The sequence below is a fragment of the Sulfuricurvum sp. genome, from assembly GCF_028710345.1.
In the GTDB taxonomy this organism is placed as follows: Bacteria; Campylobacterota; Campylobacteria; order Campylobacterales; family Sulfurimonadaceae; genus Sulfuricurvum.
The window spans coordinates 114,105-139,748 of the sequence record NZ_JAQTUH010000001.1; the positions used below are offsets into that span (position 1 = coordinate 114,105).

The 25,644-nt window shown below is 41.9% G+C and carries 29 protein-coding genes; 27 read left to right on the top strand and 2 right to left on the bottom strand.

Annotation, left to right across the window (positions count from 1 at the left end):
- Positions 1-245: 245 nt before the first annotated feature.
- The 23 genes from ccoN (at position 246) to lsrK (ending at position 21,903) form a co-directional block, all read left to right on the top strand.
- Positions 246-1,727 carry a cytochrome-c oxidase, cbb3-type subunit I gene (gene ccoN / locus PHC76_RS00560; RefSeq protein WP_299969145.1) on the top strand — a complete coding sequence of 494 codons (1,482 nt, stop codon included), beginning with the start codon at positions 246-248 and terminating at the stop codon, positions 1,725-1,727.
- A 14-nt stretch (positions 1,728-1,741) separates the two neighbouring features.
- Positions 1,742-2,434 carry a cytochrome-c oxidase, cbb3-type subunit II gene (gene ccoO, locus PHC76_RS00565; protein ID WP_299969143.1) on the top strand — a complete coding sequence of 231 codons (693 nt, stop codon included), beginning with the start codon at positions 1,742-1,744 and terminating at the stop codon, positions 2,432-2,434.
- A gap of 8 nt (positions 2,435-2,442) precedes the next feature.
- Entirely contained in the window at positions 2,443-2,649 is a 207-nt protein-coding gene (locus PHC76_RS00570; protein ID WP_299969141.1) for a cytochrome c oxidase, cbb3-type, CcoQ subunit, read from the top strand.
- Between the two features lie 9 nt (positions 2,650-2,658).
- Positions 2,659-3,588: a c-type cytochrome gene (locus tag PHC76_RS00575; RefSeq protein WP_299969139.1), complete on the top strand. Its 930-nt coding sequence runs from the start codon at positions 2,659-2,661 to the stop codon at positions 3,586-3,588.
- Between the two features lie 10 nt (positions 3,589-3,598).
- Positions 3,599-3,805, top strand: a complete 207-nt coding sequence (locus tag PHC76_RS00580; RefSeq protein WP_299969137.1) for a DUF4006 family protein — start codon at positions 3,599-3,601, stop codon at positions 3,803-3,805.
- A gap of 10 nt (positions 3,806-3,815) precedes the next feature.
- Positions 3,816-3,917 carry a hypothetical protein gene (locus tag PHC76_RS00585; RefSeq protein WP_299969135.1) on the top strand — a complete coding sequence of 34 codons (102 nt, stop codon included), beginning with the start codon at positions 3,816-3,818 and terminating at the stop codon, positions 3,915-3,917.
- A gap of 9 nt (positions 3,918-3,926) precedes the next feature.
- On the top strand, positions 3,927-4,622 hold the full coding sequence (locus PHC76_RS00590) for a 3-dehydroquinate dehydratase (protein WP_299969133.1): 696 nt from the start codon (positions 3,927-3,929) through the stop codon (positions 4,620-4,622).
- Positions 4,619-5,134, top strand: a complete 516-nt coding sequence (locus tag PHC76_RS00595) for a FixH family protein (protein WP_299969131.1) — start codon at positions 4,619-4,621, stop codon at positions 5,132-5,134. Before PHC76_RS00590 ends, PHC76_RS00595 begins: the two co-directional genes overlap by 4 nt.
- Positions 5,135-5,315: 181 nt before the next feature.
- The gene (locus PHC76_RS00600; protein ID WP_299969130.1) at positions 5,316-7,652 is read left to right on the top strand and encodes a PD-(D/E)XK nuclease family protein; all 2,337 of its coding nucleotides are present in this window, start codon (positions 5,316-5,318) and stop codon (positions 7,650-7,652) included.
- The gene (locus tag PHC76_RS00605) at positions 7,652-10,360 is read left to right on the top strand and encodes a RecB-like helicase (RefSeq protein ID WP_299969128.1); all 2,709 of its coding nucleotides are present in this window, start codon (positions 7,652-7,654) and stop codon (positions 10,358-10,360) included. The genes PHC76_RS00600 and PHC76_RS00605 overlap by 1 nt, the downstream gene beginning before the upstream one ends.
- 63 nt (positions 10,361-10,423) lie before the next feature.
- Positions 10,424-10,846 carry a 50S ribosomal protein L13 gene (rplM, locus tag PHC76_RS00610; protein ID WP_299969126.1) on the top strand — a complete coding sequence of 141 codons (423 nt, stop codon included), beginning with the start codon at positions 10,424-10,426 and terminating at the stop codon, positions 10,844-10,846.
- A 9-nt stretch (positions 10,847-10,855) separates the two neighbouring features.
- Entirely contained in the window at positions 10,856-11,245 is a 390-nt protein-coding gene (rpsI, locus tag PHC76_RS00615; protein ID WP_299969124.1) for a 30S ribosomal protein S9, read from the top strand.
- A 244-nt stretch (positions 11,246-11,489) separates the two neighbouring features.
- Positions 11,490-13,064, top strand: coding sequence for a phosphoethanolamine transferase (locus PHC76_RS00620; RefSeq protein ID WP_299969122.1), 1,575 nt, complete (start codon positions 11,490-11,492; stop codon positions 13,062-13,064).
- Complete coding sequence (locus PHC76_RS00625) at positions 13,051-13,752, top strand: phosphatase PAP2 family protein (protein WP_299969120.1); 702 nt, start codon at positions 13,051-13,053, stop codon at positions 13,750-13,752. The genes PHC76_RS00620 and PHC76_RS00625 overlap by 14 nt, the downstream gene beginning before the upstream one ends.
- 19 nt (positions 13,753-13,771) lie before the next feature.
- Positions 13,772-14,515: a carbonic anhydrase gene (locus tag PHC76_RS00630; RefSeq protein ID WP_299969118.1), complete on the top strand. Its 744-nt coding sequence runs from the start codon at positions 13,772-13,774 to the stop codon at positions 14,513-14,515.
- Positions 14,516-14,547: 32 nt separating this feature from the next.
- Entirely contained in the window at positions 14,548-16,050 is a 1,503-nt protein-coding gene (locus PHC76_RS00635; protein WP_299969116.1) for a peptide-binding protein, read from the top strand.
- A complete protein-coding gene (locus PHC76_RS00640) occupies positions 16,047-16,697 on the top strand; it encodes an HAD family hydrolase (protein WP_299969114.1) in 651 nt (216 codons plus the stop codon). The genes PHC76_RS00635 and PHC76_RS00640 overlap by 4 nt, the downstream gene beginning before the upstream one ends.
- A 117-nt stretch (positions 16,698-16,814) precedes the next feature.
- Positions 16,815-17,372, top strand: a complete 558-nt coding sequence (locus tag PHC76_RS00645) for a pyruvate flavodoxin oxidoreductase subunit gamma (protein ID WP_299969112.1) — start codon at positions 16,815-16,817, stop codon at positions 17,370-17,372.
- A gap of 10 nt (positions 17,373-17,382) precedes the next feature.
- Positions 17,383-17,790 carry a 4Fe-4S dicluster-binding protein gene (locus tag PHC76_RS00650; protein WP_299969110.1) on the top strand — a complete coding sequence of 136 codons (408 nt, stop codon included), beginning with the start codon at positions 17,383-17,385 and terminating at the stop codon, positions 17,788-17,790.
- Positions 17,790-19,010, top strand: coding sequence for a 2-oxoacid:ferredoxin oxidoreductase subunit alpha (locus tag PHC76_RS00655; protein ID WP_299969108.1), 1,221 nt, complete (start codon positions 17,790-17,792; stop codon positions 19,008-19,010). The genes PHC76_RS00650 and PHC76_RS00655 overlap by 1 nt, the downstream gene beginning before the upstream one ends.
- 18 nt (positions 19,011-19,028) lie before the next feature.
- Positions 19,029-19,976 carry a thiamine pyrophosphate-dependent enzyme gene (locus PHC76_RS00660; RefSeq protein ID WP_299969366.1) on the top strand — a complete coding sequence of 316 codons (948 nt, stop codon included), beginning with the start codon at positions 19,029-19,031 and terminating at the stop codon, positions 19,974-19,976.
- 194 nt (positions 19,977-20,170) lie between these two features.
- Positions 20,171-20,374, top strand: a complete 204-nt coding sequence (locus PHC76_RS00665; RefSeq protein WP_299969106.1) for a hypothetical protein — start codon at positions 20,171-20,173, stop codon at positions 20,372-20,374.
- Complete coding sequence (lsrK, locus tag PHC76_RS00670; protein WP_300209736.1) at positions 20,371-21,903, top strand: autoinducer-2 kinase; 1,533 nt, start codon at positions 20,371-20,373, stop codon at positions 21,901-21,903. Before PHC76_RS00665 ends, lsrK begins: the two co-directional genes overlap by 4 nt.
- Here lsrK and PHC76_RS00675 read toward each other — a convergent pair.
- Together PHC76_RS00675 and PHC76_RS00680 are read right to left on the bottom strand one after the other, a co-directional pair.
- A complete protein-coding gene (locus tag PHC76_RS00675) occupies positions 21,900-22,205 on the bottom strand; it encodes a putative quinol monooxygenase (protein ID WP_299969103.1) in 306 nt (101 codons plus the stop codon). The genes lsrK and PHC76_RS00675 overlap by 4 nt on opposite strands.
- 104 nt (positions 22,206-22,309) lie before the next feature.
- Entirely contained in the window at positions 22,310-23,482 is a 1,173-nt protein-coding gene (locus PHC76_RS00680) for a class II aldolase/adducin family protein (protein ID WP_299969101.1), read from the bottom strand.
- A gap of 97 nt (positions 23,483-23,579) precedes the next feature.
- Between PHC76_RS00680 and luxS the strand changes: the two genes are divergently transcribed.
- The 4 genes from luxS to PHC76_RS00700 all read left to right on the top strand — a co-directional run bounded on the left by luxS (position 23,580) and on the right by PHC76_RS00700 (position 25,609).
- Positions 23,580-24,086: an S-ribosylhomocysteine lyase gene (gene luxS / locus PHC76_RS00685; protein ID WP_299969099.1), complete on the top strand. Its 507-nt coding sequence runs from the start codon at positions 23,580-23,582 to the stop codon at positions 24,084-24,086.
- The gene (locus tag PHC76_RS00690) at positions 24,086-24,388 is read left to right on the top strand and encodes a hypothetical protein (RefSeq protein ID WP_299969097.1); all 303 of its coding nucleotides are present in this window, start codon (positions 24,086-24,088) and stop codon (positions 24,386-24,388) included. Before luxS ends, PHC76_RS00690 begins: the two co-directional genes overlap by 1 nt.
- Before the next feature lie 35 nt (positions 24,389-24,423).
- Positions 24,424-24,870 carry a hypothetical protein gene (locus PHC76_RS00695; protein ID WP_299969095.1) on the top strand — a complete coding sequence of 149 codons (447 nt, stop codon included), beginning with the start codon at positions 24,424-24,426 and terminating at the stop codon, positions 24,868-24,870.
- Positions 24,871-24,961: 91 nt separating this feature from the next.
- The gene (locus PHC76_RS00700; protein ID WP_299969093.1) at positions 24,962-25,609 is read left to right on the top strand and encodes a MarC family protein; all 648 of its coding nucleotides are present in this window, start codon (positions 24,962-24,964) and stop codon (positions 25,607-25,609) included.
- Positions 25,610-25,644 lie beyond the last annotated feature (35 nt).

A 25,644-nucleotide genomic window follows, 5' to 3' on the forward strand; every position in this document is an offset into this window, starting at 1 on the left:
ATAGGGGAAAATTCCCCTTCCTCTGAGATACACAAACTTTCAAGTGTTACTTTTTCACCTCTATTTCTTTAATAAATCTTAATATTATCCATTTGTTACAATAGTGTTAAGAAATTTTAATTTTTTAAGATTAGTTAAAAGAACCCATTGCTATCATTAGAGTGTCTAATAGCCTATAAATGTTACATTTGTGTTAAGAAACATAATATAGGCTTTTATGCTTTGAATCTTTAAGGAGGTCGTAAATGGAGAATCGTCCATTGGAGTATGATTACACGGTTGCTAAGTGGTTTATGCTTGTAACTGTTGTTCTCGGTATTGTCGGGATGCTTGTCGGCGTAATTTTGGCGTGGGAAATGGCATTTCCTGCTGTTAATACCATTGCGGGATCAGGAGTGGCAGAATATACAAACTTCAGCCGTCTTCGCCCGCTACACACTGACTCAGTCATTTTTGGATTTACCCTAAGTGGTATTTGGGCAACATGGTATTACGTCGGTCAACGTGTACTAAAAGTATCTATGGCAGAATCAAAATTTTTGATGTTTCTTGCTAAATTGCATTTTGCACTTTACATGGTAGTCGTAGTTGCTGTTGTCGGCACATTGTTACTTGGTGTTTCAACAGGTAAAGAGTATGCTGATTTTGAATGGCCAATTGATATCGGAGTGGTATTGGTATGGGTTATTTGGGGTATGTCAATTTTTGGTTTGATCGGAATTCGCCGTGAAAAATCATTGTACATCTCTATTTGGTATTACATTGCAACATTCCTTGGGATTGCAATGTTGTATCTTTTCAATAACATGGAAATTCCAACCTATTTTGCTTCAGGCGGAGTTGGTGCGTGGTATCACTCAGTTTCAATGTACTCAGGTACTAATGATGCGTTGGTACAATGGTGGTATGGACACAATGCGGTTGCGTTCGGGTTTACTGTACCTATCGTTGCAATGATCTATTACTTCCTTCCAAAAGAATCAGGCCAAGCGGTTTATTCGTATAAATTGTCTCTCCTTGCGTTCTGGGGATTGATGTTTGTTTACCTATGGGCAGGCGGACACCACTTGATCTACTCTACAGTACCGGATTGGATGCAAACCATGGGTTCTGTATTCTCGGTTGTATTGATTCTCCCATCATGGGGTTCTGCGATCAATATGCTCTTGACAATGAAGGGTGAATGGCAACAAGTAGCTGCAAGTCCATTGATTAAATTCATGATCTTGGCTTCTACATTCTATATGTTCTCTACTCTTGAAGGTCCGATCCAAGCGATCAAATCAGTTAATGCTTTGGCGCACTTTACAGACTGGATCGTTGGTCACGTACATGATGGTGTTCTTGGATGGGTTGCGTTCATGATTATGGCTGCATTGTTCCACATGGCTCCACGTGTATTCAAACGTGAGATCTATTCTAAATCGTTGATGAACACACAATTCTGGATTCAAACTCTTGGTGTTGTATTGTATTTCACCTCTATGTGGATTGCAGGTATTACACAAGGTATGATGTGGCGTGCACACGATGAATTCGGTAACCTTGCTTACTCATTCATCGATACAGTAACTGTATTGCATCCATATTACACTATTCGTGCTGTTGGTGGTACATTGTATCTTGTAGGTATGTTCTTGTGGGCGTACAATATGTACAAAACAATGACAAGTGCTCGTCGTGTTGAAGAGAGTGAACTTCAAAACGCATCGCCTATGGGCGCATAATTAAGGAGGGGAAAATGTTTCACTGGTTAGAGAAAAACCCGTTCTTTTTTGCGGTTGCGGTGTTCTTAACGATTGCGTTTGCAGGTCTTATTGAGATCTTGCCAAACTTTGCACAGGCATCACAGCCTGTAGTTGGTACAAAACCATATACAACTCTTGAGTTGGCTGGACGTCATATCTATATTAAAAACAACTGTATGGGATGTCACTCTCAACTCGTTCGTCCGTTTAAATCAGAAACTGACCGTTACGGTCACTACTCTTTGAGCGGTGAGTATGCGTATGATCGCCCATTCCTTTGGGGTTCAAAACGTACTGGTCCGGATTTGATGCGTGTAGGTAACTACCGTACAACCGATTGGCACGAAAATCATATGAAAGATCCAGCAGGAGTTGTCCCTGGTTCAATCATGCCGGCATATAACTGGATGTTTAAAAATACTGCTGATCTTGATACAGCATATGCTGAACAAGTAACAGTAAATAAAGTGTTTGCTACACCTTATAACACTGAAATTCCAATGGCTGATGGTTCAAAAGCAACTGTTGCTTTGGCAGATTCAGTTGAGGGTGCTCGTGCGGCAGCGTTAGAAGAAGCGAAACTTGTTGCAGCAGATATGAAAGATCAAGATGTTAAAGATGCGGTTGCAGCGGGACAGGTTCCTGAAATCGTTGCACTTATTGCGTACCTTAACAGTTTGAAATAAGGATTGACGTGGACATTGCAACACTTCAAGCATACGGTTACTTTTTCTTCACCGCCTTCTTGGTGGCAGTGTTGTATGGGTATATTTATCACCTATACAGCTCTCAGAAAAAAGGGGAACGTGATTACGAGAAGTATGGCAATCTAGCGCTAAATGATGAGATCACCGATCAGCCGATCGAGGAGATCTCAAAAAACGATGAGACAAAAAAGTAGGAGGCATAAATGAATAAGACAGTATTAGCTGCTATCATAGTTGTAATTGCAATGCTTGGCTTCACATACGTTGCTGTTGGTTCTGCCGGCGGTATGGGTGGAGAAGGTGACTGGGTAAATAAACTCGCTGTTCTTGGTGCGGTTGTTCTCGTTATCATTACATCATTTGTAGTTACTAAATATGTTCGCCAAATGCAAAACGATCGGGCAGGTGGTAAACTTGCGGATGAAAACTGGGATGGAATCGGTGAATATAAAAACGAACTTCCATTTGGTTGGGCGATTATTTTCTTTGGTTTGGTTATTTGGGCGATTTGGTATTTCCTTGCGGGATATCCAGTTGGTACGTATTCACAAATCGGTGAATACAATGACGAAGTTGCGGCACATGATGCAAAATTCAATGAGCAGTACAAAAATATGGATGATGCTACATTGAATGCAATGGGTGAATCTGTATTTATCGTTCAATGTGCACCATGTCATGGTTTACAAGCTGACGGTATGAATGGAAAAGCAGCAGATTTACATGTACGTTTGGCTGAAAAATCAATCAAACATGTTGTCATGAACGGTTCAAACAATAACCTTTTGGGAACCAATATGCCAATGCCGGATCGTAATGGTTTGATGAACTCAAACACTAGCGCTCTTATTACTGATGCAGAGATCGATGCAGTAACAAAATATGTTGCTGGTGGATTAAAAGGTTCTGTGGGTGCTGATGTATTCGCAGGAACATGTGCGGCGTGTCATGGACCAGATGGTAAAGGTATGGATATGGTTGCTCCAAATATCGCTGAAATGTCTCCAGCAATGGTAGATATGGTTCTTCATCACGGTAAAAAAGGTGCGATCGGTGCAATGCCAGCATTCACTAACCTCACAGAAGTTCAATATAAAGCTCTTGGCGCATACGTCAGTAGCTTGAGCAAATAAGGAGTAAAGAATGGAAGGTCGTAGTATTTTTTCTATTCATGGGATCACAGGAATGTTGATCGCTACTGTTCTATTACTCTCTATCCTCGCAGGCTTAACGGTCTGGGGATTGGGCGTTCAACAAGCAAACTCAGGTAAGTTCTACACAGTAGAAAAAGAAAAAGAGATCAAGATGTTTAGCACCGAAAATGCTGCTCATCGGGTCGAAGTAAAGTAAGGGGTTTAATATGGCAAGTATCATGGATAAACTCATCACAATAGCATTGGTGGTTTCTGCAGCGGTAACGTTGTGGGCGGTTTTAACTCCGAATCACCTTTACGTCGGATAAGGGTAGCTTTTGTTATTCTCACGAGGGCTTGCGGCCCTCATCCTAGCAGTAACTTTTTTCTCACCACTTCATGCTGAATTTTTATATAAAGACGATGTTGTAAAAAATCCAAATTTTAAAGATCAAATCGAGTCAATAGGTAAAGAATTAAAAGCTAAAACAGGTGTAACTCTTTATTTGGTAATGGTTCGTGATTTGGAAAACAATGAATCGATTAGTGATTACGAAAAGCGTATTAGTGCAGAGTCGAATGATTCTGTCGTTATTATGACGTTCGTGGAATTACAAAAAGAAGTTGATATTTTAGCGCGTCCTGCGTCTTTATATAAAGATTTTAATAAGGCACAAATATTAAGTCCTAATGCGACATTTGTTGGAGCTATGGTAAGTTCGGTTATGTTTGCACGATCATGGAATGATGCTAAAGAGCTGCTTTCAAATAGCGGAGGGACAGTTTTGCCGATTTTAGCCGAACGTGCTAAAGGGGATGAAATTATTTCGAAATACTCTGTTGCAATGTATAACGGATATGCCGATGTTGCTGAACAAATTGCGGCTTCTCATGGGCAAACGCTGAGTTCATCTGCTGGAAGTGGAAGTCAAATTTTTATTGATATTATACGTTTAATTTTTTACGGTACTATACTCTACGCTTTGGGTATCTATTTCTGGAGACGTTTTTTTAAAAAGAGAGAACAAAAGTGAGTAATATAGATAAAAGTGCCGGTAAAAAATGGCCATGGATTATTGGGATATCCACATTAATCGTTATTGGATTTGGTGCTTCAACAATCAAAGTAGCTATCAATAATCCGGTTGAATTGTCGGACTATGGGATGCAAACTTACCAAAGCTACGATTCACATGCTAATGATATTATCAAAGCCAAGATTGCATTTGATCAAAATTATACACTCTCTTTTTTAACTCCTCAGATTACAGAAAAAGGGACGGTTATCCAATATGCTCTTACGGACAAATCGGGTAAAGCGATTAATGATGCACAATTTGAAGTTGTTATGACCCGTCCCGATACAACAAAATGCGATATCAATATAACAGAGCCAACGGTTGAAAATGGAAAGTATACCTTTAAAGCGGTAGACCTACCAAAAGTAGGTCGATGGGATATTCTTGCAAAAGTTTCGGTTGGAAACAACCAACGTTTTTACAATATCAAAGCCGATACTCGCAATCCAAGCACGTTCGAGTTTTAAGCTATCTTCTCTCTTCCGTGTTCACTCACGGAACTTCTCTATTTTCTTTCAAAATGACATAATTTTTTATTACTCTAAATTTTTGCGTATAATGAGGCTCATTGATAATCATTCGTAAAAATACAATATTATAAAATTTACAAAGTTTATTGTCTATATTTTGTTATTTAGGAAAGTTGATATGCAATCACAACTCATTGTTTTTCCAACATCCCGTTCAATCCGAGAAACACTGCGTGGGTATGGTGATGGATTTTTGCCTACCACTCTGGGGATGGGCGATTTTTTAGATCGCTCTGTTCGCGGGGGTGGTAAGATTGTCCCTGATGATGATTTGAGACTTCTCGCCCTCCATGAAGCGACCAATTTTTCTGCGTTTGATACGTTGCACATTGAGCGAAACTTTTTTACGTTTATCCAAAATTCAACCTATATTTTCCGTTTTTTCGAAGAGCTTAGTGGTGAGATGGTCTCGATAGAGGCGTTGGAGGGGGCGGATGTATACGGTGAATACGAAGAGCATATCGCTATCTTAAAAAAACTCTGGTGTGAGTATCAAAAGATTGTTGATTCACGAGGGTGGAGTGATCCAATATTTTCAAAATCCATTATCGAAATAAACGAGGGGTATCTTAGGGGATTTGAGAAGATAACACTCCATGTAGAAGGGTATTTAAGCCGATATGAGTTGGAGGTTTTAGAGGCGTGTTCTCATGAAGTAGAGGTGGAGTGTCTCTATCATGCTACGACGTACAATGAAAAAATGTCGAGTCGTTTTCGTGAATATGGTTTGGAGGTCGAGGAGGGGTATAGCTATCACTGGAGCCTCTCCACTCATGAAGTAGTGAGTAAAGTGCCATTAGCTCCACTCAAAGAGATGTCGTGTGAGATATTTCAACACCGACTGACTCAAATCGGATTTATCAAAGCTCAGATACAGATGATGGTAGAGGGGGGAATTTCACCGGATCAGATTGTGGTGGTCGTCCCTGATGAATCGTTTGTTCACTATTTGAGAGTGTTTGATACTGAGGGAAATCTGAATTTTGCGATGGGGGAGTCGTTAGAGCGTGAGAGGGTGGTGATGGATATCGAAGCGGTGGAGCTTTTTATCAAAGAGCCAAGCGTCGAAAACAGTGCCCGATTATCGCGTATCGATACGGAATTGGTGGAGTGGCTTAAGGGGCATTATTATCAGCCGTTTGTCCTAGATGATTTACGGATACTCTCGACGATGATGATAGGCTCAGCGACACGCGACGAGGTAAAAAGTCTCATCCAAGAAGAGGTTGAGAAGTTTAAATCGATAGCCGAGGCGTTGCGCGAGCATGAGTTTAAATCGGGATTGCGGATTTTTTTGAGTCGGCTCAAAAATCGAACCATCGATGATGTCGGTGGGGGAAAAATTACGGTTATGGGGTTATTGGAGACGCGCGGTGTCTCGTATGATGGGGTAATCGTGGTCGATTTTAATGAGGGGTATGTCCCCCATCGTAGCCAAAAAGATCTTTTTTTAAATACCAAAACGAGACGGATTGCCGATTTACCCACCAGCTATGAGCGTGAATCACTCCAAAAACACTACTACTGGATGTTGTTTCAACGTGCTCAAAAAGTGGCGATTGGGTGTGTTCAAAATACCGAAACGATTCCATCACGTTTTTTACTCCAGTTGGGGATTGCGACCCATCCTGCCCAAAGCGATTTTGGAGAAATTGTATTTGGTACGGTATCACTACGAGGGGTTGAGCCGCGAGAGATTGAGGGGAGATACGATTTTCGTGCACATCCCCTCTCATCGAGCGGATTAAAGAGCTTTTTAACCTGTAAACGGCAGTTTTATTATAAATACATTGACAAAATAAAAGAGCATGAACAGCTTCAGGATTTGAGTAAAGAGCGTGATATCGGCAATGCTCTCCATAATGCCTTAGAGAGGGTATATGCCGATAAATCAAGCTATGAGAGTGCCACAGACATTAAAGAGGCACTACGAGCGGTGTTGGATGAAAAAGGGGAAAAAGATGCGATGGAGCGTTACACCAAAGCGTTATGGATTGAAAAACTGGACCCTTTTTATGAGCATGAGATAGCGCGATTCGAGGAGGGGATACGGGTAGCGTATCATGAGAAAGAGGCTCGAAAAGTAGTCGAGGGGATAGAATTGGTCGGGCGGATTGACCGAATCGATAGAAGTGTAGAGGGGCTAGAGGTTTTGGATTATAAAACCGGTCAATTTGCCGATACCAAGCGTGAACCCAAAGAGGAGGATAGTGATTACCAGCTCTCCATCTATGCCCTTTTAGCAGAAGAGTTTGGTAAGGTGAGCCGTTGCGGTTATTATGACCTCCAAAACGGGACGATTCATTATGAGCAATTTTTGGAGGAAAAAATAGCGAAATTACGAGAAATTCTCCAAACTTTAGCAGGGCAACAAGAGTGGAATTGGATGATGTGCGAGGAGCTCAAACATTGCCGTTATTGCCCCTATGCAACCTTGTGCCAAAGGGATTTGTAATGGGACATTTTGAACCTTTTTTAGCCTATGAGGCGAGTGCGGGATCGGGCAAAACGTTTAACCTCGTCGTCCGGTATTTGAGTTTATTGTTTATGGGGGAAGATGCCGGATCGATTACGGCGTTGACCTTTACCAACAAAGCGGCAAACGAGATGCGTCAACGGGTGATTGAGACATTACGCTCCCTAGAGAAGCGAGGTGAGCTTACTGAGATTTCCAATGTGAGCGGTTTAAGTAGTGATGAGATACTCAAAAGACGGGATGGAGTTCTATGGAAATTACTCCGCTCCGATATGAAAATTTCGACAATTGATACCTTTTTCGGGACGATTTTGCGAAAATTTGCCCTTAATGCGGGGATTATGCCTACGTTTAGTGCTCTAAATCAACACCATGAGGTGAAATTTCTCAAACGGTTTCTCCATGAGATAGAGACACAGCATCAGATGGAGCCGTTAATCCAACTCTCACTGCTGAGCTCCAAACGACTCAACGATATTTTTAGCCTCCTCTCATCGCTCTACGCCAAACACAAGGAGCTAGAGGGGGTATCGTTAACTCCTTATAGGGTAGATGATACGTCGATTGAGAAAGCGATGGAGTGTGCCTATGCTCTCGCAAAAATGATGGAAGACAAACCTCTCAGTGAGCGTGCTCGAAAAACGATGCAGTTTGAGAGTTATGAGGAACTACTCCAAAAGACATGGGTATTTAAGCCCTCGATGGAGTATTGGGATTTTAAAAAGGTGTACGAACCCCGTATGGATGGTTTATTGCGGGAGATACAAGAATCGATTGCGTCGCAGATGCAAACCTATGAGGGGGAGTTTTTAGAGGCACTGTTTCGGATTTTAAAAATCTATATCCACAGCCGTCAAAATTTGATACGGCAAAATAACGAGCTTACCTTTGATGATATTACCCTCATGGTGCATGATTTATTGCGTAGAAAGTTAGAGAGTGAATTTCTCTATTTCAGACTCGATGGGGAGATGAAGCATCTGTTGTTGGATGAGTTTCAAGACACCAGTGTGTTGCAGTTCGATATTTTGCGTCCCCTTATCGAAGAGATTGCCGCCGGAATCGGGATAAACGAGGGGGGAAGTTTTTTCTTCGTCGGAGATGTCAAACAATCAATTTACCGTTTCCGAGGAGGGGTGAGTGCCCTCTTTTACGAAGTGGCGGAGTGTTTTAATGTACAAGTAAAGGCGCTGGAAGTCAACTACCGCTCCGCTTCTTGTATCGTGGAGTTTGTTAACCGCGTATTTGAGAGTTCAATGAAACGGTATATTTCCCAAAAATCACCCGAAGAAAAAAAAGGTGGATACGTCGAAGTAGTTGTGGATGAAGAGCCGCTACGTGCGTTGTTAAAAGAGATTACTATCCTTTTGTCATTGGGGATATCGTACAACGATATTGCGGTGTTGTGTGTGACCAACTCCGATGCCTCACGGGTGCAAGAGCTTTTAGAAGAGCACCATATCCATGTGGTGAGTGAAGCAACCTCTCTGCTGATTCATCAACGAAGTGTCCAAGCGGTGATTGAGTATTTACGTTATTGTTATTTCAATCATGAGATTTATCGTCACAACTGCGCGACACTGATTGGGTGCGAGGTAGAGAGTATTGAGCGTCATAGTATTGTGGATGTGTTGAGCCAATCCATCGACTTTATCCGACACCACGCACTCGGAGATAAAAGTGCCCTTTTGTTTATCGAAAAACTGAGTCAGTATCGTGATATCGAAGCGGTCATCTTTGAGATAGAGAGGCTTGAAGCGACGTCGGCACAGAGTGATTTGGAGGGTGTCCGTATTATGACGGTTCATAAATCCAAAGGGTTAGAGTTCGAACACGTCATCGTACTGGATCGTTTGGGGCAGATGAAAAGTAGAAATAATCCGCTGTTGTACGAGTATGACGGGGTGAGTTTAACCCATCTCTTTGTGCGGACAAAAGGGCGCGAAGTTTTGGATCAAAACTACCAAAGGGCTCTCGAAAAAGAGGAGGCATTGGCAAACGAAGATCAGCTTAATGCCCTCTACGTTGCCCTAACTCGAGCGGTTGAATCGTTGGTAGTGATTGCCAAACCTAAATCATCATGGTTTGAGCCGTTACAACTCACACCAAACCATTGGGGAGAGCGGGAACACAAACACAAAGAGAAAAAAGAGATAGTACCGCTAAAACCGTTTGATTACCACCACCTCTCATATGGGAACCAAGAGGAGTTTGTCGCATCCCTGCAAGCCGATGAACACGATTATGAGGCGATACAATACGGCTTGGCACTTCACTATGCATTGGAGATGATGATTCAATTTGACACTCAATCAATACCTCTGTCCGTAGAAGCGGCTAAAAAACGTTTCGGAGCTTTTATCGGTGGGGATAAACTGGTTTCATTGGAAAAAACATTGAGTGCGCTTGTCTCGAATGAGACATTTAAGAGATTGACGCGTGGGAAACACTACAAAGAGCAACGGTTCTTTTTTAAAGAGCAGATGCGGGTGATTGATTTATTGGTAGAGGATGAAGCGGGGCATTGGGTCGTTATCGATTATAAAAGCGGTAGTGAGAAAAGTGGTGAGCACGAAGCGCAAGTGCGTGGATACATGGAAGCGGTCAAGGCATTAAGCGGGGGGGAGGTATCGGGCTATCTCTGTTATCTCTCCGAAAATGATGTCCTTATAAAAAACTTAATTTAAGTATATTATAAGTTTATATGGGTACAATTTCGCCACTATTTAGACTACAAAAGGAGGCTCACAATGAAATTTACTAAAATTGCAACACCTGAGCAAATCGAACGTAAATGGGTTTTGATTGACGCAGAGGGGAAAACATTCGGTCGTATTATGACGGACGTTGCAACTCGCCTTCGCGGAAAAGACAAACCTTACTTTACCCCAAATGTTGACTGTGGTGACTTCGTTGTTATCATTAACGCTGAAAAAGCAATCATCAACGGTAACGGTAAAACGGCTACTAAAACGTATCACCGTCACACAGGTTACTTTGGTAACGTAAAAAGCGAAAAATTTACTGAGCTTTTGGCAACAAACCCAGAAAAAGTTTTCAAACTTGCCGCTCGCGGTATGCTTCCTAAAACAAAATTGGGTCGCGCAATGATCAAAAAATTAAAAGTCTATGCAGGTGCGGAACATCCACACTCAGCACAGATTTCTAAGTAAGGATAAACGATGGCAAAAACATATGCAACCGGCAGAAGAAAAACATCGATCGCAAAAGTATGGTTGACTCCAGGTACTGGTAAAATCACTGTAAACGGTCTTTCACTTGATGCATGGCTTGGTGGTCTTGAAGCGAAAAAATTGCGTGTAACGCAACCTCTTTCATTGGTTAAACAAGACACTTCAGTTGATATCAATGCAACTACTACAGGTGGCGGTTTCTCAGGTCAATCTGATGCACTTCGTCACGGTATCTCTCGTGCACTTTGTACTTACGATCCTGCTTTCCGTGCGGTTCTTAAACCATTCGGTATGCTTACACGTGACTCACGTATCGTTGAGCGTAAAAAACCAGGTCTTCGCAAAGCACGTCGTTCTCCTCAATTCTCAAAACGTTAATGGTTCCTTGGGAACTATTAAAAGTTTCCTCGAAAACGTTAATCGTTTACTCTTCCCTTCTTTGGGGAAGAAATTTCTTCTAAACATTCTCATCTATTTTCACAAGATATAATTATATTTATTTTATAACTGAAAGTTATTCTTTATGAATTAATTTTATAGGCGATTATCCGAAATTTATGTATCATTCGTTACTTTTTTTATTGGAGATTCATTGTTTTCTCGTAAATCCAAATCATCAGGCGTGAAATCACGTACACTTATCCTCAGCGTTGCTTTATTTTTAACCCTTGCTACAAACGGAGCTTTTTTTAAACACGTATTAGAGGTCTATCCATGGACACTTCATACTGCACCTATGATTATCTCATTAGGGGTTGTTTTAATGGGGGCTATTGTCATATTATTGACTTTGTTTAGTTCCCGTTATCTGCTAAAACCATTTTTGATTACTGTTTTATTATTGTCTTCGCTGGTTACCTATTTTATGAATAGTTATGACATTATTGTTGATACCCATATGATTGAAAATATTTTACAAACCAATATCCACGAATCGAGCGATTTGTTGAGCATTAAACAAGTGTTGTATTTTCTCATTTTGGGTGTTATCCCTTCGATTGTTGTCTATCGTGTGAAAATTGCCAAAACGACATTTAAGAGTACTGTGATCGAAAGTCTCCAAAATATTTTGGTTGCTTTGGGGGTTATGGCTATACTTATTTTTTCGTTCAGTAAATTTTATACTTCCTTTTTTCGAGAACATAAGCCACTTCGTTACTACACTAATCCAACATTCTATCTTTACACGATAGGTCAATACGTTCACCAATCATTTTCTCATAAGATGAGTGGGCTTCAGCAACTAGGGATGGATGCGAAGGTGAATGACTCCACCCATCGAAAATTGGTTGTTTTGGTTGTGGGTGAAGCGGTACGATGGGACCATTTTTCATTAAACGGCTACACTCGTGAAACAAATCCGTTACTTAAAAAAGAGGATATTATTAATTTTACAGAGTTTACCTCGTGCGGGACGGAGACGGCGGTATCGGTTCCATGTATGTTCTCCTCTTTGGGGAGAGCAGATTATGATAAAGATGTAGCGGAACACACCGAAAATGTTTTGGATGTATTAAAACATGCGGGGACAAATATTTTGTGGAGGGATAATAACTCCGATTCCAAAGGGGTTGCCCTTCGTGTAGCGTATGAGGATTATAAACTTCCAGCCAACAATACCGTGTGTGAAGATGGTGAATGCCGTGATGAGGGGATGCTTGTAGGATTGCAAGAGTACATCAATGCCCATCCTAAAGGCAATATCGTGATTGTATTGCATCAGATGGGAAATCACGGTCCCGCGTATTATAAACGTTATCCTAAAGAGTATGAAAAGTTTACACCTGTATGTCAAACCAATCAGTTGGAACAATGTTCGCAAGCTGAAATCACCAATGCGTATGACAATACTATCCTCTATACCGATACCTTTATCTCTAAAGTAATCGGTATGCTAAAACAAAACGATGAAACGTTTGCAACGGCGATGTTTTATCTTAGCGATCATGGAGAGTCGTTAGGGGAAAATGGTCTTTATTTGCATGGCTTTCCGTACAATATTGCCCCTGAAGCACAAAAACATGTTCCTGCAGTGATGTGGTTTGGAAAAAATTACACTATCAATAAAACCCTCTTGAGAGAGCGTTCAAAAACCTCGTACAGTCAAGATTTCTTATTTCATACGATGTTGGGATTGAGTGATGTAAATACCTCTGTCTATAAACCTGAACTGGATATTGTGCATGGAATCCACTAAAAACATTGCCGTTACGGCACTTGTTTTAATCACGACAGTCCTATTTTTTGGATTAAGCGGTACCGATATTTGGGTGCAAAGTCATTTTTATAATCCACAAACTCATCAATGGATTGTTGATACAAACAATGAAGTACTAAAATTTATTTTTTACGACGGTATCAAACGTCTTTTGATTATCATTGCCGTCATTTTTTTATTGGTATTGATTGTAGGATGGAATAAAGAATGGATGAGGGGATACCGACGGGGATTTTTTATCGTCATACTCTCATCGATTATCGTCCCTGTTGCTGTTGGTTCTTTAAAAGCGGTGACCAATATGCCGTGCCCTAAAAATGTAGAAACTTTTGGAGGGGTTTATCCTCATACGTGCGTATGGGAAAAATATACCGCTAAAGAGTGTCATTTAGAAAAGCAAAAATGTTGGCCGGCAGGACATGCAAGTGGTGGATTTGCCCTTTTGTCGCTCATTTTTTTATTTCATAGCCGTCGGAATAAAATCCTATCTGCGGTGGTTGCCATGGTAATCGGTTGGAGTATGGGGAGCTATAAGATGCTCATCGGGGATCATTTTCTAAGCCATACGGTTATTACGATGATTTTAGCATGGTTGTTAATCCTTTTAATTGTTCGTGGAGTTGATTGGGTGATAAAGAAGAACCTTAAGGTTATTGACGTACAATAATCGAAAAAAAGAGGGACTTATGAATAAGATTCTTTTAGCTTTTAGCACGGCAACACTTCTATGGATAACATCAGGTTTAGCTGAAGAACATCATGCTAGGGCAACTCATGAGGTACATTGGGACTATGATAAAAATGGCCCTGATCGTTGGGGTGAGTTTGGGGAGATGTGTGGTTTAGGTAAAGCACAGTCTCCGATTAATATCATTTCTAAACAAACATCCAATCTTGATAATATAAATACGATCTTTTTAAATGAAAGCCTCCAATCCAAAGCATCAGTGGTCGATAACGGTCATGCGATTCAGGTGAATGTCGATAATGGTGGGACGGTTGAGGTTGATGGTGTGGAGTATAAACTCGTACAATTTCATTTTCATGGCAAAAGTGAAGAACAAATTGACGGTAAACAATACGATCTTGTAGCCCATATGGTACATAAGAGTGCTTTTGGATCCCTTCTTGTTATTGCGGTATTGTTCGAAGAGGGGAAATCATCAAATCCAGTAATTCAAACAATGTTAAATTCAGTTGGAAAATCGACTCAACTGAATCCGGCTAATTTACTTCCAAAAAATACCGGTAGCTATTACCACTTTATGGGTTCACTCACAACTCCTCCGTGCAGCGAAAATGTTAAATGGTACGTTATGAAAGAGGTACAAAATGCAAGCAAAGAGCAGATTGCAGCTTTGCGCAAATTTTACAACCATAATTACCGTCCGGTACAACCGCTGAACGGCCGTGTCGTAGAAAGTAAATAATGTTATAATCTCACCCAAAAAATGGGGTGAGAGTGAAAAAAATATTCCTTATATATGCATTCACTGTTTCTTTGATTGCTTCTACCCTTCATTTGAGTACATCCTCGAATCCTGCCCGTTTAAACCCTTTGATTGCTACTGATTCTGCTAGTAGTGAGATTGCAAATTTTCTTTTTAATGCTCTGGTGAAATACGACGAGAGCGGTCAAAATATTATCGGTGATTTAGCTGAATCGTATACGCGCATATCCCCAACGGTGATTGAGTTTAAACTTCGACATGGGGTGAAATGGCACGATGGGAAGCCTTTTAATGCAGAGGACGTGGTATTTACCTATAAACTTATAACCTCTGATAAAGTAATGAGTCCGTATGCGACCGATTTTCGAGTGATTAAAGAGGTAAAAGCACTCGATCCGTATACGGTGCGTGTCACCTATACCAAACCTTATTTTAAAGCATTAGAAGTGTGGATGATGGGGATTGTCCCTAAACATATTTTAGAAAAAGAGGGCGATATTATGGGGAGTAGTTTTAACACTCACCCTATCGGAACCGGTCCTTTTGTCCTTACAAAACTCGAATTTTCAAAACAGATTGAGCTTGACTCAAACCCCTCGTATTTTGAGCATAAACCCAAGATCGATAAAATCATTTTTCATGTCATCAGCGACCCTATGACCCGATTTTTGATGCTTAAAAACGGTGAAATAGATATTGATGGATTAGAGCCGATGCAATATGAACGCCAAATAGATAGAGAATTTCACAAACAGTTTAACCATCTTGAGCTCCCTTCTCATAGCTATACCTATCTTGGATTCAATCTACGCCTTAAAAAATTTCAAGATCCACGGGTGCGTGAAGCACTCTCTTTAGCCATCAATCGCCAAGAGTTGGTCGATATTCTATTTCTCAATCACGGGCGTGTTTGCAGTGGACCTTTTTTACCGGGGAGTAAAGGGTTTAATGATTCTATCAAACCACCGAAACAAGATTTGGTTCGTGCCCGTGTACTGTTGGCAGCCGCGGGATATGATGCCAAACACCCCCTTTCATTTGAGATAGCAACATCAAATTCCAATGCGATTCGCCCCTACGCGGCGGAGATATTACAGCGTCAGCTTTTAAAAGTAGGGGTAAAAGTTACTCTCAAAGTAATGGAGTGGCAGGCATTTTTAAATACCGTCGTTATGCCTAAAAAATTTGATACCGTATTGTTGGGATGGGCACTCTCCCTTACCCCTGATCCTTATGCGATCTGGGACAGTGCGGGGGATGTTCCGGGTGGATTTAACATGATAGGGTATCATAGTAAAAAAACCGATACGTTGATTGAGGAGATGGAAAGCTCTACGAATCCTGAAGAGACGGCAGAATTACAACGAAAAATTTTTGCTCAAATAGTGGGGGATAACCCGTATCTGTTTTTAGTAATTCCCAACAGCATTAATGTTTATAATCGACACCTACAAGGGATTAAGCCAACTATTAACGGCATTTGGGAAGATTATATTGATTGGGAAAAAAAGTGAAAAAAATTATATTATTCGATTTAGACGGGACGTTGATCGATTCGACGGAGGCGATTTTAGAGAGTTTTTACCATTCACTCAATACACATAAAGAGGTTACCGATGTTAGCGATTCGATGATAACTTCGCAAATCGGACATACATTGGAGACGATGTTTTTAGGGCTTGGTGTCCGAGAAGAGAGGGTTGCGGAACATGTAGCAACTTATAAACTTTATTATCGCGAGATTGCTTGCCAAAAAACTTTGATGCTTCCCAATGCCATTGAAGCAATAGAAGAAGCATCGGAGTTTGCCCGTTTGGGAATAGTAACGACAAAAACAGGGGTGTATTCACGTGAATTGATGGAATATTTCGGAATCATGAAATACTTTGAAGTACTTATCGGATTTGAAGATGTAACTCATAAAAAACCCCATCCTGAGCCTATTCTAACCGCTTTAGAAAAAATGAAGTCTAATACCCAAAATGTATGGATGATTGGGGATACGCGACTCGATTTGGAGTGCTCACATCATGCTGGAATAGATGCAATTGGTGTTCTTAGTGGGTATGATAATTTTGAACAATTATCAACATTTGATTTTATTATACAGAGAGATGTTTTAGAAGCGGTGCGAACAATCGCAAAAGAGAGGATAAAGTAACATTTTTTCTATCCTTTTGAAAGTGTTGAAAAGTGAAAAGCTACATTTAAGAGCAAGTTTCCTAAAATACAGATACTGATAAAAGCAAGCTTAAAATTTACGTCAGAGGGAGAAGCCATGCTCGAAATTCGATGGCATAGTCGCGCCGGTCAAGGTGCAGTTACAGGTGCAAAAGGGTTAGCAGATGTTGTATCTACAACCGGAAAGCATGTTCAAGCGTTTGCATTTTACGGTTCAGCCAAACGTGGAGCTGCGATGACGGCGTATAACCGTGTCGATGATGCTCCGATTATGAATCATGAAAAATTTATGTGTCCCGATTATGTGTTGGTTATTGATCCGGCATTAGTTTATGTTGCTGATTTTACCGCTTTTGAAAAGCCGGAAACTACCTACATTATTACAACCCATATGAGCAAAGAAGAGCTTATTGCTTCTCAACCAAAGCTCGAAGGCAAAAAAGTATACACCGTTGATTGTATTAAAATTTCGCAAGAGACAATCGGAAAAGCGATCCCCAATACACCAATGCTCGGCGCATTGATGAAGGTTTCGGGTATGTATGAGATGGATTTTTTCAAAGAGAGTATGATTCGTGTTTTGAAAAAACTGCCTCAAAAAATCATTGATGCTAACATGATCGCAATTCAACGCGCTTATGATGAAGTGAAATAAGGAGCCTTGGATGGAAAAAGCAGGATGGGATGGGTTTGAAATCGGCGCAATGCTTCGGAGTTTTGATGGTGCAGTACAAAATATTGCAACAACATTGCCTGAAGATCGCCCTTATTCACAATCGAGTTCGTTTACGGCAAGTGTAGCTGATTGGCGTATTGAAAAACCACTTTTTAACAAAGATTATTGTATTGACTGCCAATTTTGCTGGGTATTTTGCCCGGATTTATCGATTATTTCACGCGATAAAAAAATGGTTGGTATTGACTTTGATCACTGTAAAGGGTGTGGGATTTGTGTCGAAGTGTGTCCGACAAATCCAAAATCGTTATTGATGTTTTCAGAACAAAAAGATGAAGAGTCGGCACTAGCAGAGTGGCCACAAAGAGAGAAAAAAGCAGAAGTAGGGGAAGAATAATGGCTGAGTCTATGGAACTACGAGATATCGAAGTATGGGATGGGAATTTTGCGGCTGCACAAGCACTTCGTCAAGCACAAGTAGATGTTGTAGCAGCGTATCCGATTACCCCTTCAACTGCTATTGTTGAGGGGTATGCAAATTTTAAAGCCAACGGTTATGTTGATGGTGAGTTTGTTATGGTTGAGTCTGAACATGCGGCAATGTCGGGATGTATCGGTGCAGCAGCAGCGGGTGGACGTGTAGCAACAGCCACCAGTTCTCAGGGGTATGCATTGATGGTAGAGACTCTTTACTCTGCTTCAGGAATGCGTTTACCGATCGTTTTGAACGTTGTAAATCGTGCTTTAGGTGCACCGTTAAACGTAAACTGTGATCATTCTGATATGTATTTGGGGCGCGATAGTGGTTGGATTCAACTCAATGCGTATAATCCTCAGCACGCATACGATTTAAATTTTATTGCTTTTAAAGTAAGTGAAGATCATGATGTTCGCCTTCCGGCAATGGTTCATCAAGATGGGTTTTTAAGTTCACATACCGCGCAAGGTGTTCACACGTTGAGTGATGAGGTAGCGTACAACTTTGTCGGTGAATATCAACCGATGAATGATATGCTCGATCTTGATCATCCGGTAACTCATGGGGTTCAAACTGAAGAAGATTGGCACTATGAGCATAAAGCACGTCAACACCATGCACTTATGAGCAAAGTACTTCCAAAAATACAAGAGGCATTTGATGCTTTTGAAACATTGAGCGGTCGTCGTTATAACATTGTTGAAACACATCAAATGGACGATGCTGATATCGCTGTGGTCTGTATGGGGACATCTGTAGAAACTGCAATGGAAGTCGTTAATGAACTTCGTGCTACCGGAATCAAAGCCGGTGTTGTGGGAATACGTGTTATTCGTCCATGGCCATTAGAACAAATTGCAGATGCTCTGAAAAATGTAAAAGCAATCGGTGCACTTGATCGCTCTAGTCCAAATGGGGCGATGGGTATGTTGTATAATGAAGTTGCAGGAACTCTTTTTAATGCAGGAGTACAAACGATTTTAACCGATTATGTGTACGGCTTAGGTGGGCGTGATTTAACTAAAGCTCATTTGGTTCAGATTTTTAACGATCTTAAAGCCAATATGGATGCAGGAAAACCTACAACACCATTGCAACAATTTATCGGTCTTCGCGGACCGAAACTCTCGTTTTTCTAAGGAGTAACTGTGTCAGAAATGAAAAAAATTAAAAATCTTAAAGAGTTTTCAACCTCTGCGGATCGTTTTGAAGGTGCAAACCTTCTCTGCCCTGGATGTGCTCACTCGATTATTGTTCGTGAAGTTTTGAACGCTACGAATGATGATTTGATCCTTGCCGCATCAACGGGTTGTTTGGAAGTGTGTACGGCGGTTTATCCGTACACTTCATGGGATGCTTCATGGATTCACATCGGATTTGAAAATGGCTCTACTGCGGTTGCGGGAGCTGAGGCGATGTACAAAGCCCTTAAAACTAAAGGGCGTTTGAAACAACCTGATCGCGTCCCTAAATTCGTCGCTTTCGGCGGAGACGGTGCAACATATGATATCGGGTTCCAATGGATTTCAGGATGTTTTGAACGTGGTCATAATATGATGTACGTTTGTTTGGATAACGAGGTTTATGCAAATACTGGTGGTCAACGCTCTTCTTCTACCCCAATCGGATCATCTGCAACCACTTCTCCTGCTGGACGTACCAGTTATGGCGAAAAGATGAATAAAAAAGATATGGTTGCTATTATGGCAGCACACGGTGCTCCATACGTTGCACAAGTTGCTCCAAACAAATGGAAAGATATGGTAGCAAAAATCCAAAAAGGGTTTGCCGCTGAGGGTCCTGTTTATATCAACGCGATGTCAGCCTGTACCACTGAGTGGAAATTTTCACCAGAAGACACTATCGCTGTCTCTGATTTAGCAACCGATTCATTGGTATTCCCATTGTATGAGATTGTGAACGGTACAGAGCTTAACATCACCTATCGTCCAAAAAATATTATTCCGGTACGTGATTATTTGGGTGCACAAGGGCGTTTTAAACACCTTTTCACCAAACAATACGAGTATCTCATTGATGAGTGGCAAACACGTGTCGATGCTAAATGGGTACAACTTCAACGTCGTGAAGAAGCCAGAGTTTAGTTAATATCAGCAAATGAGCAATACCCAATGGGGCACACCGAGCCCATTTGCTTTGCAGGGACAAATGTCCCCTGCACCCCCCTAAAGCTTCCCGTATCTTTCGGATACGAGAGAGTAATACACTTTTCCTTTTTTGTCCTCTTTTTTTGGAATCATCTTTGCTTTATCCTTCTACTTAACTATTGGATTATCTTATGTATCGAATGACTTACAACCATACCGGTGTTACCGGCTGTTCTGCTCGCGGAATTGCAAAACGTGAAACCAAAGAAGAACTATTAGTACTTGCTGAAGAATTAAAAGGTTCTATTTGCAACGTCCATATTGAAAAAATCAGTGATGATCAACAACAGCATCTCCCATTGGAAATATTTGCAAATATGAAAGAACTTCGATGAATCGCTATTTCCTCGTACTCGATGCAGGGACGGGGAGTATCCGATCCATCATCTTTGATACCCTCGGCAACCAAATAGCGATTGCTCAATACGAGTGGGAACATATTTCTGAAGTGGGCGTAGCAGGGTCGATGGGATTTGATTATGTGCGCGGTTGGGAACTTGCCAAGAGGTGTATTCGCGAGTCAATCGCTAGCGCAAAAATCACTGCCTCAGAAATAGTAGCGGTATCGGCATCGAGTATGCGTGAGGGGATTGTTGTCTATGACGGTGAAAAAAGAGAAATCTGGGGTGTAGCTAATGTTGATGGTCGCTCAGGCGAGGAAGTCTCTTATCTCAAAAAAACATTTCCCTCGCTGGAATCAGAGAGCTATGCGATTAGTGGACAAACCTTTGCCCTCTCTGCTGCACCTCGGTTGTTATGGCTGAAAAACAATCACCCTTCACTGTATGAGAAAGCCCGTTATTTTACGATGATCAGCGATTGGATACTTTTTAAACTCAGCGGAGAGTTAGCCTCTGAGCCTTCAAATGCGGGGACGGCGGGAGCGTTTAGCCTCCAAACCCGCGATTGGAATAAAAATGAGTTTGAACAATGCGGACTCAAAGATTTGTTTGTCCCGATACGAGAGATCGGAGAGGTATTAGGTCACATCAGTACAGAAGCTTCACGTGAGACGGGATTAAGCACGGAAACCATCGTTGTTATGGGGGGCGGTGACGTTCAGATCGGTACGGCGGGTCTGGGAGCTTCAAAGCTCGGCGATGCGGTGGTTCTCGGAGGGAGTTTTTGGCAGCAGGTGGTCAATATCCCTAGTACTGCTGTACTTTCAAATGAGATGTTGTTGCGGGTTAATCCACATGTCGTACGCGGTATGTCTCAGGCAGAGGGGATAACCTTTTTTACGGGGCTAGTGATGCGCTGGTTTCGTAATACTCTTGGGTGTGGTAAAAGTTATGCGGAACTTGAAGAAATGGCTTCACGTGTTTCTCTCGGTTCGTACGGTATAACTCCGATATTCAGTGATCGGATGAACTATGGCGAGTGGATACACGCTTCTCCATCATTCATCGGATTGGGGCTGGATGAGTCCAAATACAACGTCGCATCGATGTTTCGCGCCCTTGAAGAGAACGCATGTATCGTGAGTGCGATCAATCTGGAAAACATCAAAGCTTTTAGCGGTGTTTCACCCACCTCTATTACCTTTGCAAGCGGGGCATCCAACGGGGCGTTGTGGTCGCAGATTTTAGCGGATGTTACAGGATTAGAAGTGCGCGTTCCGGTAATCAAAGAGGCGACGGCATTAGGTGTGGCGATGGCATGCGGGATTGGTGCTGGGGTCTATAAAAGCTTTGAAGAGGCGGGGAAAGAGATAGTTAAAATCGAGCGGACGTATGAACCGAACATGGTCAATCACGCGCAGTATAGTGAGATTAAAGAGAGATGGTTCAAAGTGTATGCTAAACAGATGGAATTAGTACGTGAGGGGATTACGGAGCCGATGTGGAAGGCTCCAGGGGTTTAGAACTGATATGCTTCCTCGTCGAGAAGGTCTAACTCTTCCGTATATTTATCATCCACAAACGCTTCATAGTGTGATTTGTAGTAGGCATAGTGTTCCGTGTGTTTATGCCCCTCTAACGACTCATCATCTGCCCACGACTCAACGGCGAAGAATTTACGTGGATTGTTTTGGGATTGGAAGATGTAATAAAACAAACATCCCGGCTCTTTTAGCGATGGAATGACCATATCCTCTAATAATTTTTTGACCGTTGCGATATGCTCTTCTTTGGCGATAAAGGTCACTCTTTTCGTAATTTTCATTTTTTTCCTTGTAGTTAGATTTTTTCGTCATTCCCAACTTGATTGGGGATCCATCTCTTAAATACAAAGCTGGATTCCCGCCTGCGCGGGAATGACGGCGGTAGTTATTTTTTCAATTTAGCTTGTTCAAGTTCCCAGTATTCCATTTCGAACATCTGAGCGAGTGTGAGTGAACCCCATCCCCCGAGTTGTTCAGCCGATAGGATTGCGGTTATCGTGTGTTTGACGATGTCGCCGATGATATGGGACTCGTTTTCATCTTTACCCAGTACGACGATTCCGACACCTTTAATCACTGCATAACGGGGGGCGAGATCGAGACAGATATGCTTTTGCAAAGCATTGGCATCGAAATAGCTTTTATACTCCTGCACAAATTGCTCAATTCCTGAGCCGATATCACCGTTGATGATTGCAGGGAAAGGTTTGATACGGATCACGTGCTCGGGAGTCAATCCTCCACATTTTACGAGTGATTCGAGATTGGGGAGGATGCTAAAGAGCTGAGCGCGCGGCGAGTCGATCAATAAAGGAAAGAGATCGCATCCGCGAAGTTTTGCCGCTTCGATTCCCACCGCTTCGGCGATAGATTTGTCCCCTTTTCCTTCGCAGTCTCCGCAGGCGAGGGTGACGTGTTCGGCAAGATATGTTTCGGCAACGGTGACGATGTCGATCATCTTCTCATAGGCACGCTGTGCATCATCATCAAACGTAAAGACTCCATGGTGCATTAGAATCATCCCCGTAAGGCTATTCCAATCGATGTGACGGGTAATCTCATAGATATATTTTGCCAGTTCAAATCCGGGCATCACGTAATCGATGATGAGCATATTCTCCCCATAGAGTTCTTGAACTAATCCTTTACCGTTCGGGGTATTGGTGAGGGTAACGACGGCATCGGCATGGGTGTGATCGACGAATACATAGGGGATGATGGCGTGGAGGATTGCTTCGATGGAGGGGTTGGGAAAGCTTTGATCCGACATCGCGGCACGCTGTTCTGCCACCATTTGAGTGTCACTAAGGCTCTCTCGTGTCGCCATCTCTAAAAGAACGTCGAGGTTGACGGGAGAAAATCCCCCTTTTTCTATCGTATCGAGATTCCAACCGCTCCCTTTGACATAGAGGGTATCATCGATTTTTACCGAGGTATTTCCGCCACCGTGGAGTACTAATTCCTTGTTTTGTCCTAAGAGTTGGGAGGTATAGACTCTCATCCCCAGTGGGTCGTTTTGATACTGTGCGGCTATCTGAGGTTCAAAGAGGCTTGTCATTATTTTAAGTTCCTTCTATTAATGGTCAAATTATAGCGATGAGGGGATAAAATATGCTAATATTGCTCTCAATAAAGAGAGATATTAAAGGATTTTTATGCCGTTACTTGACAGTTTTTGTGTCGATCACACCATTATGCCCGCTCCTGCCGTACGTCGTGCCAAAGGGATGAAAACACCCAAAGGGGATGACATTACGGTGTTTGACCTCCGATTTTGCCGTCCGAATGAGGTGATTCTCTCTTCTGAGGGGATTCATACGTTAGAGCACCTTTTCGCAGGATTTATGCGCGATCATCTCAACTCAGGGAGCACGGAGATCATCGATATCTCTCCGATGGGGTGCCGTACAGGATTTTACATGTCGGTAATCGGGACACCGAGTGAAGAGACAGTAGCCGAAGCATGGGAAGCGTCGATGCACGATATTCTCGCCGTGGAAAAACAAAGCGACATTCCTGAACTCAACGTCTATCAATGCGGGACATACAAAATGCACTCTTTGGAAGATGCGAAAGCGATTGCGACCGAAGTATTGCGCCGTGACATCGACATCATGGATAATGAAGCGTTAGCGCTGGATTTATCGAAAGTAGAGCAATAATGCTTCTTTTATTGCCGATGGATGGTGACGATACTCAGGAATCCGAACTCACGGGTATACTAAGCGCAACCCATTGGGCAACGGTAGAAGTCGAAGAGGGGCGCGTTGTCGAGATCAATTTCTACACCGACCGCAGTGAAATCGAGGGGTGGCTTGATGCTGTGATTGTCACTAACAATTATGAACCTATTATGGAATTCATCGATAATCAGATGATGGTGTTGGTCGCTCACACTCAGCGCACTATCGATGACATTGTCGAAGCGTATCTTTTCCGCGAGTTGCATGACTTATCCGTATGAGTTCTTTTTGTGATTTATTTCAAACCTCGCCTCAAATGAAAATTTTGATAGCGACCTCTCATGCTGATGGAATGATTGATGAGGTTTGCACCTATTTAGAACCTTTTAATGCAACAATCGATCTCTCCCTCTATCCTGGGGAACATTCGCAACACCTATCTCCTCACCTCTCTAAAGTCGATACGATTAAAGATTTTAACTCCCCCATCCGCTCGGCTACTCGCGATTATGAAACGATCATCCTTCAGGATATTTTGCATTTGCATTCTCACCCTTTAAAACTGTTACAACTCGTCTATCGGTCACTCGAAAACTCCGCTGAGGTTATCATTGTTCAAAAATGCGGGGTGATGGAGACATCGGAGGTGGAAGCTTTGTTGGAAAAATCGGAATTTCGTGCGGCAAATACGATTCGTGATTTGATAAAGGAATGTGATGTGATTGTGGCAAAAAAAATGCATATGTGGGGTAATGGACTCTAAAACATTATCGTTTGGGAAAGTAAAAAGCTAGAAGAGGTTTGAAAAGATATAATGTGAAGATTCTCAAAGTGTCGCAAGCAAGGAACAACCAATGGAGTTAAATTATTTTGCCTACCTACAGACACTACTCCATTATTCGGTTGGTTTGATTACCATCGTAAACCCTATCGCAGCTGCAGCGATTATGATTTCCTCTTCCCCTTCGAATCTCACCAAAGAAGATACCGATGATATTGGTAAAAAAGCTGCATTGACTGTTCTAATTGCTTCTTTGATAACTATTTTTTTAGGGAACGCTATTTTTGAACTTTTTGGGATTACCACCTCTTCGGTGATGGTGATTGGTGGAATCATTTTGTTATTGATGTCCATTCATATGGTGCAGGGGAAAATCTCAGAAGCATCGCACACTCCTGAAGAATCGAAAGTCGCAATATTGAAAGAAGACATCTCTGTTATCCCTATTGGAATCCCCATATTGTTTGGTCCGGGGCTGATATCTACTCTCATGATTTTTAAAGCAAAAAGCTCTACTATGATAGAAATTTCGTTACTCGTCATAGCTGTCATAATCGTATGTGTAATTATCTATTTAACACTGAGAAATGCAATCTTCTTGACAAGAGTTTTGGGGGTTGTCGGATTGAAAATTATGACGAGAATTATGGGTCTTGTCGTTGGGGCGATTGCAGCTCAATTTATCGTTTATGGGATTAAAGCATTGTGGCAACCTCTTTAAATTTATTGGTTTGAAAAGATATAATTGGATGAAGA

What these genes read in the sequence shown, in the direction of transcription:
- PHC76_RS00585 (WP_299969135.1), top strand. Translation starts at nt 3,816, where the DNA reads ATGGCAAGTATCATGGATAAACTCATCACAATAGCATTGGTGGTTTCT.
- PHC76_RS00645 (WP_299969112.1), top strand. Translation starts at nt 16,815, where the DNA reads ATGCTCGAAATTCGATGGCATAGTCGCGCCGGTCAAGGTGCAGTTACA.
- PHC76_RS00695 (WP_299969095.1), top strand. Translation starts at nt 24,424, where the DNA reads ATGAAAATTTTGATAGCGACCTCTCATGCTGATGGAATGATTGATGAG.
- lsrK (WP_300209736.1), top strand. Translation starts at nt 20,371, where the DNA reads ATGAATCGCTATTTCCTCGTACTCGATGCAGGGACGGGGAGTATCCGA.
- PHC76_RS00660 (WP_299969366.1), top strand. Translation starts at nt 19,029, where the DNA reads ATGAAAAAAATTAAAAATCTTAAAGAGTTTTCAACCTCTGCGGATCGT.
- PHC76_RS00580 (WP_299969137.1), top strand. Translation starts at nt 3,599, where the DNA reads ATGGAAGGTCGTAGTATTTTTTCTATTCATGGGATCACAGGAATGTTG.
- rplM (WP_299969126.1), top strand. Translation starts at nt 10,424, where the DNA reads ATGAAATTTACTAAAATTGCAACACCTGAGCAAATCGAACGTAAATGG.
- ccoO (WP_299969143.1), top strand. Translation starts at nt 1,742, where the DNA reads ATGTTTCACTGGTTAGAGAAAAACCCGTTCTTTTTTGCGGTTGCGGTG.
- PHC76_RS00700 (WP_299969093.1), top strand. Translation starts at nt 24,962, where the DNA reads ATGGAGTTAAATTATTTTGCCTACCTACAGACACTACTCCATTATTCG.
- PHC76_RS00605 (WP_299969128.1), top strand. Translation starts at nt 7,652, where the DNA reads ATGGGACATTTTGAACCTTTTTTAGCCTATGAGGCGAGTGCGGGATCG.
- rpsI (WP_299969124.1), top strand. Translation starts at nt 10,856, where the DNA reads ATGGCAAAAACATATGCAACCGGCAGAAGAAAAACATCGATCGCAAAA.
- PHC76_RS00650 (WP_299969110.1), top strand. Translation starts at nt 17,383, where the DNA reads ATGGAAAAAGCAGGATGGGATGGGTTTGAAATCGGCGCAATGCTTCGG.
- ccoN (WP_299969145.1), top strand. Translation starts at nt 246, where the DNA reads ATGGAGAATCGTCCATTGGAGTATGATTACACGGTTGCTAAGTGGTTT.
- PHC76_RS00665 (WP_299969106.1), top strand. Translation starts at nt 20,171, where the DNA reads ATGTATCGAATGACTTACAACCATACCGGTGTTACCGGCTGTTCTGCT.
- PHC76_RS00675 (WP_299969103.1), bottom strand. Translation starts at nt 22,205, where the DNA reads ATGAAAATTACGAAAAGAGTGACCTTTATCGCCAAAGAAGAGCATATC.
- PHC76_RS00630 (WP_299969118.1), top strand. Translation starts at nt 13,772, where the DNA reads ATGAATAAGATTCTTTTAGCTTTTAGCACGGCAACACTTCTATGGATA.
- luxS (WP_299969099.1), top strand. Translation starts at nt 23,580, where the DNA reads ATGCCGTTACTTGACAGTTTTTGTGTCGATCACACCATTATGCCCGCT.
- PHC76_RS00575 (WP_299969139.1), top strand. Translation starts at nt 2,659, where the DNA reads ATGAATAAGACAGTATTAGCTGCTATCATAGTTGTAATTGCAATGCTT.
- PHC76_RS00625 (WP_299969120.1), top strand. Translation starts at nt 13,051, where the DNA reads ATGGAATCCACTAAAAACATTGCCGTTACGGCACTTGTTTTAATCACG.
- PHC76_RS00680 (WP_299969101.1), bottom strand. Translation starts at nt 23,482, where the DNA reads ATGACAAGCCTCTTTGAACCTCAGATAGCCGCACAGTATCAAAACGAC.
- PHC76_RS00690 (WP_299969097.1), top strand. Translation starts at nt 24,086, where the DNA reads ATGCTTCTTTTATTGCCGATGGATGGTGACGATACTCAGGAATCCGAA.
- PHC76_RS00600 (WP_299969130.1), top strand. Translation starts at nt 5,316, where the DNA reads ATGCAATCACAACTCATTGTTTTTCCAACATCCCGTTCAATCCGAGAA.
- PHC76_RS00655 (WP_299969108.1), top strand. Translation starts at nt 17,790, where the DNA reads ATGGCTGAGTCTATGGAACTACGAGATATCGAAGTATGGGATGGGAAT.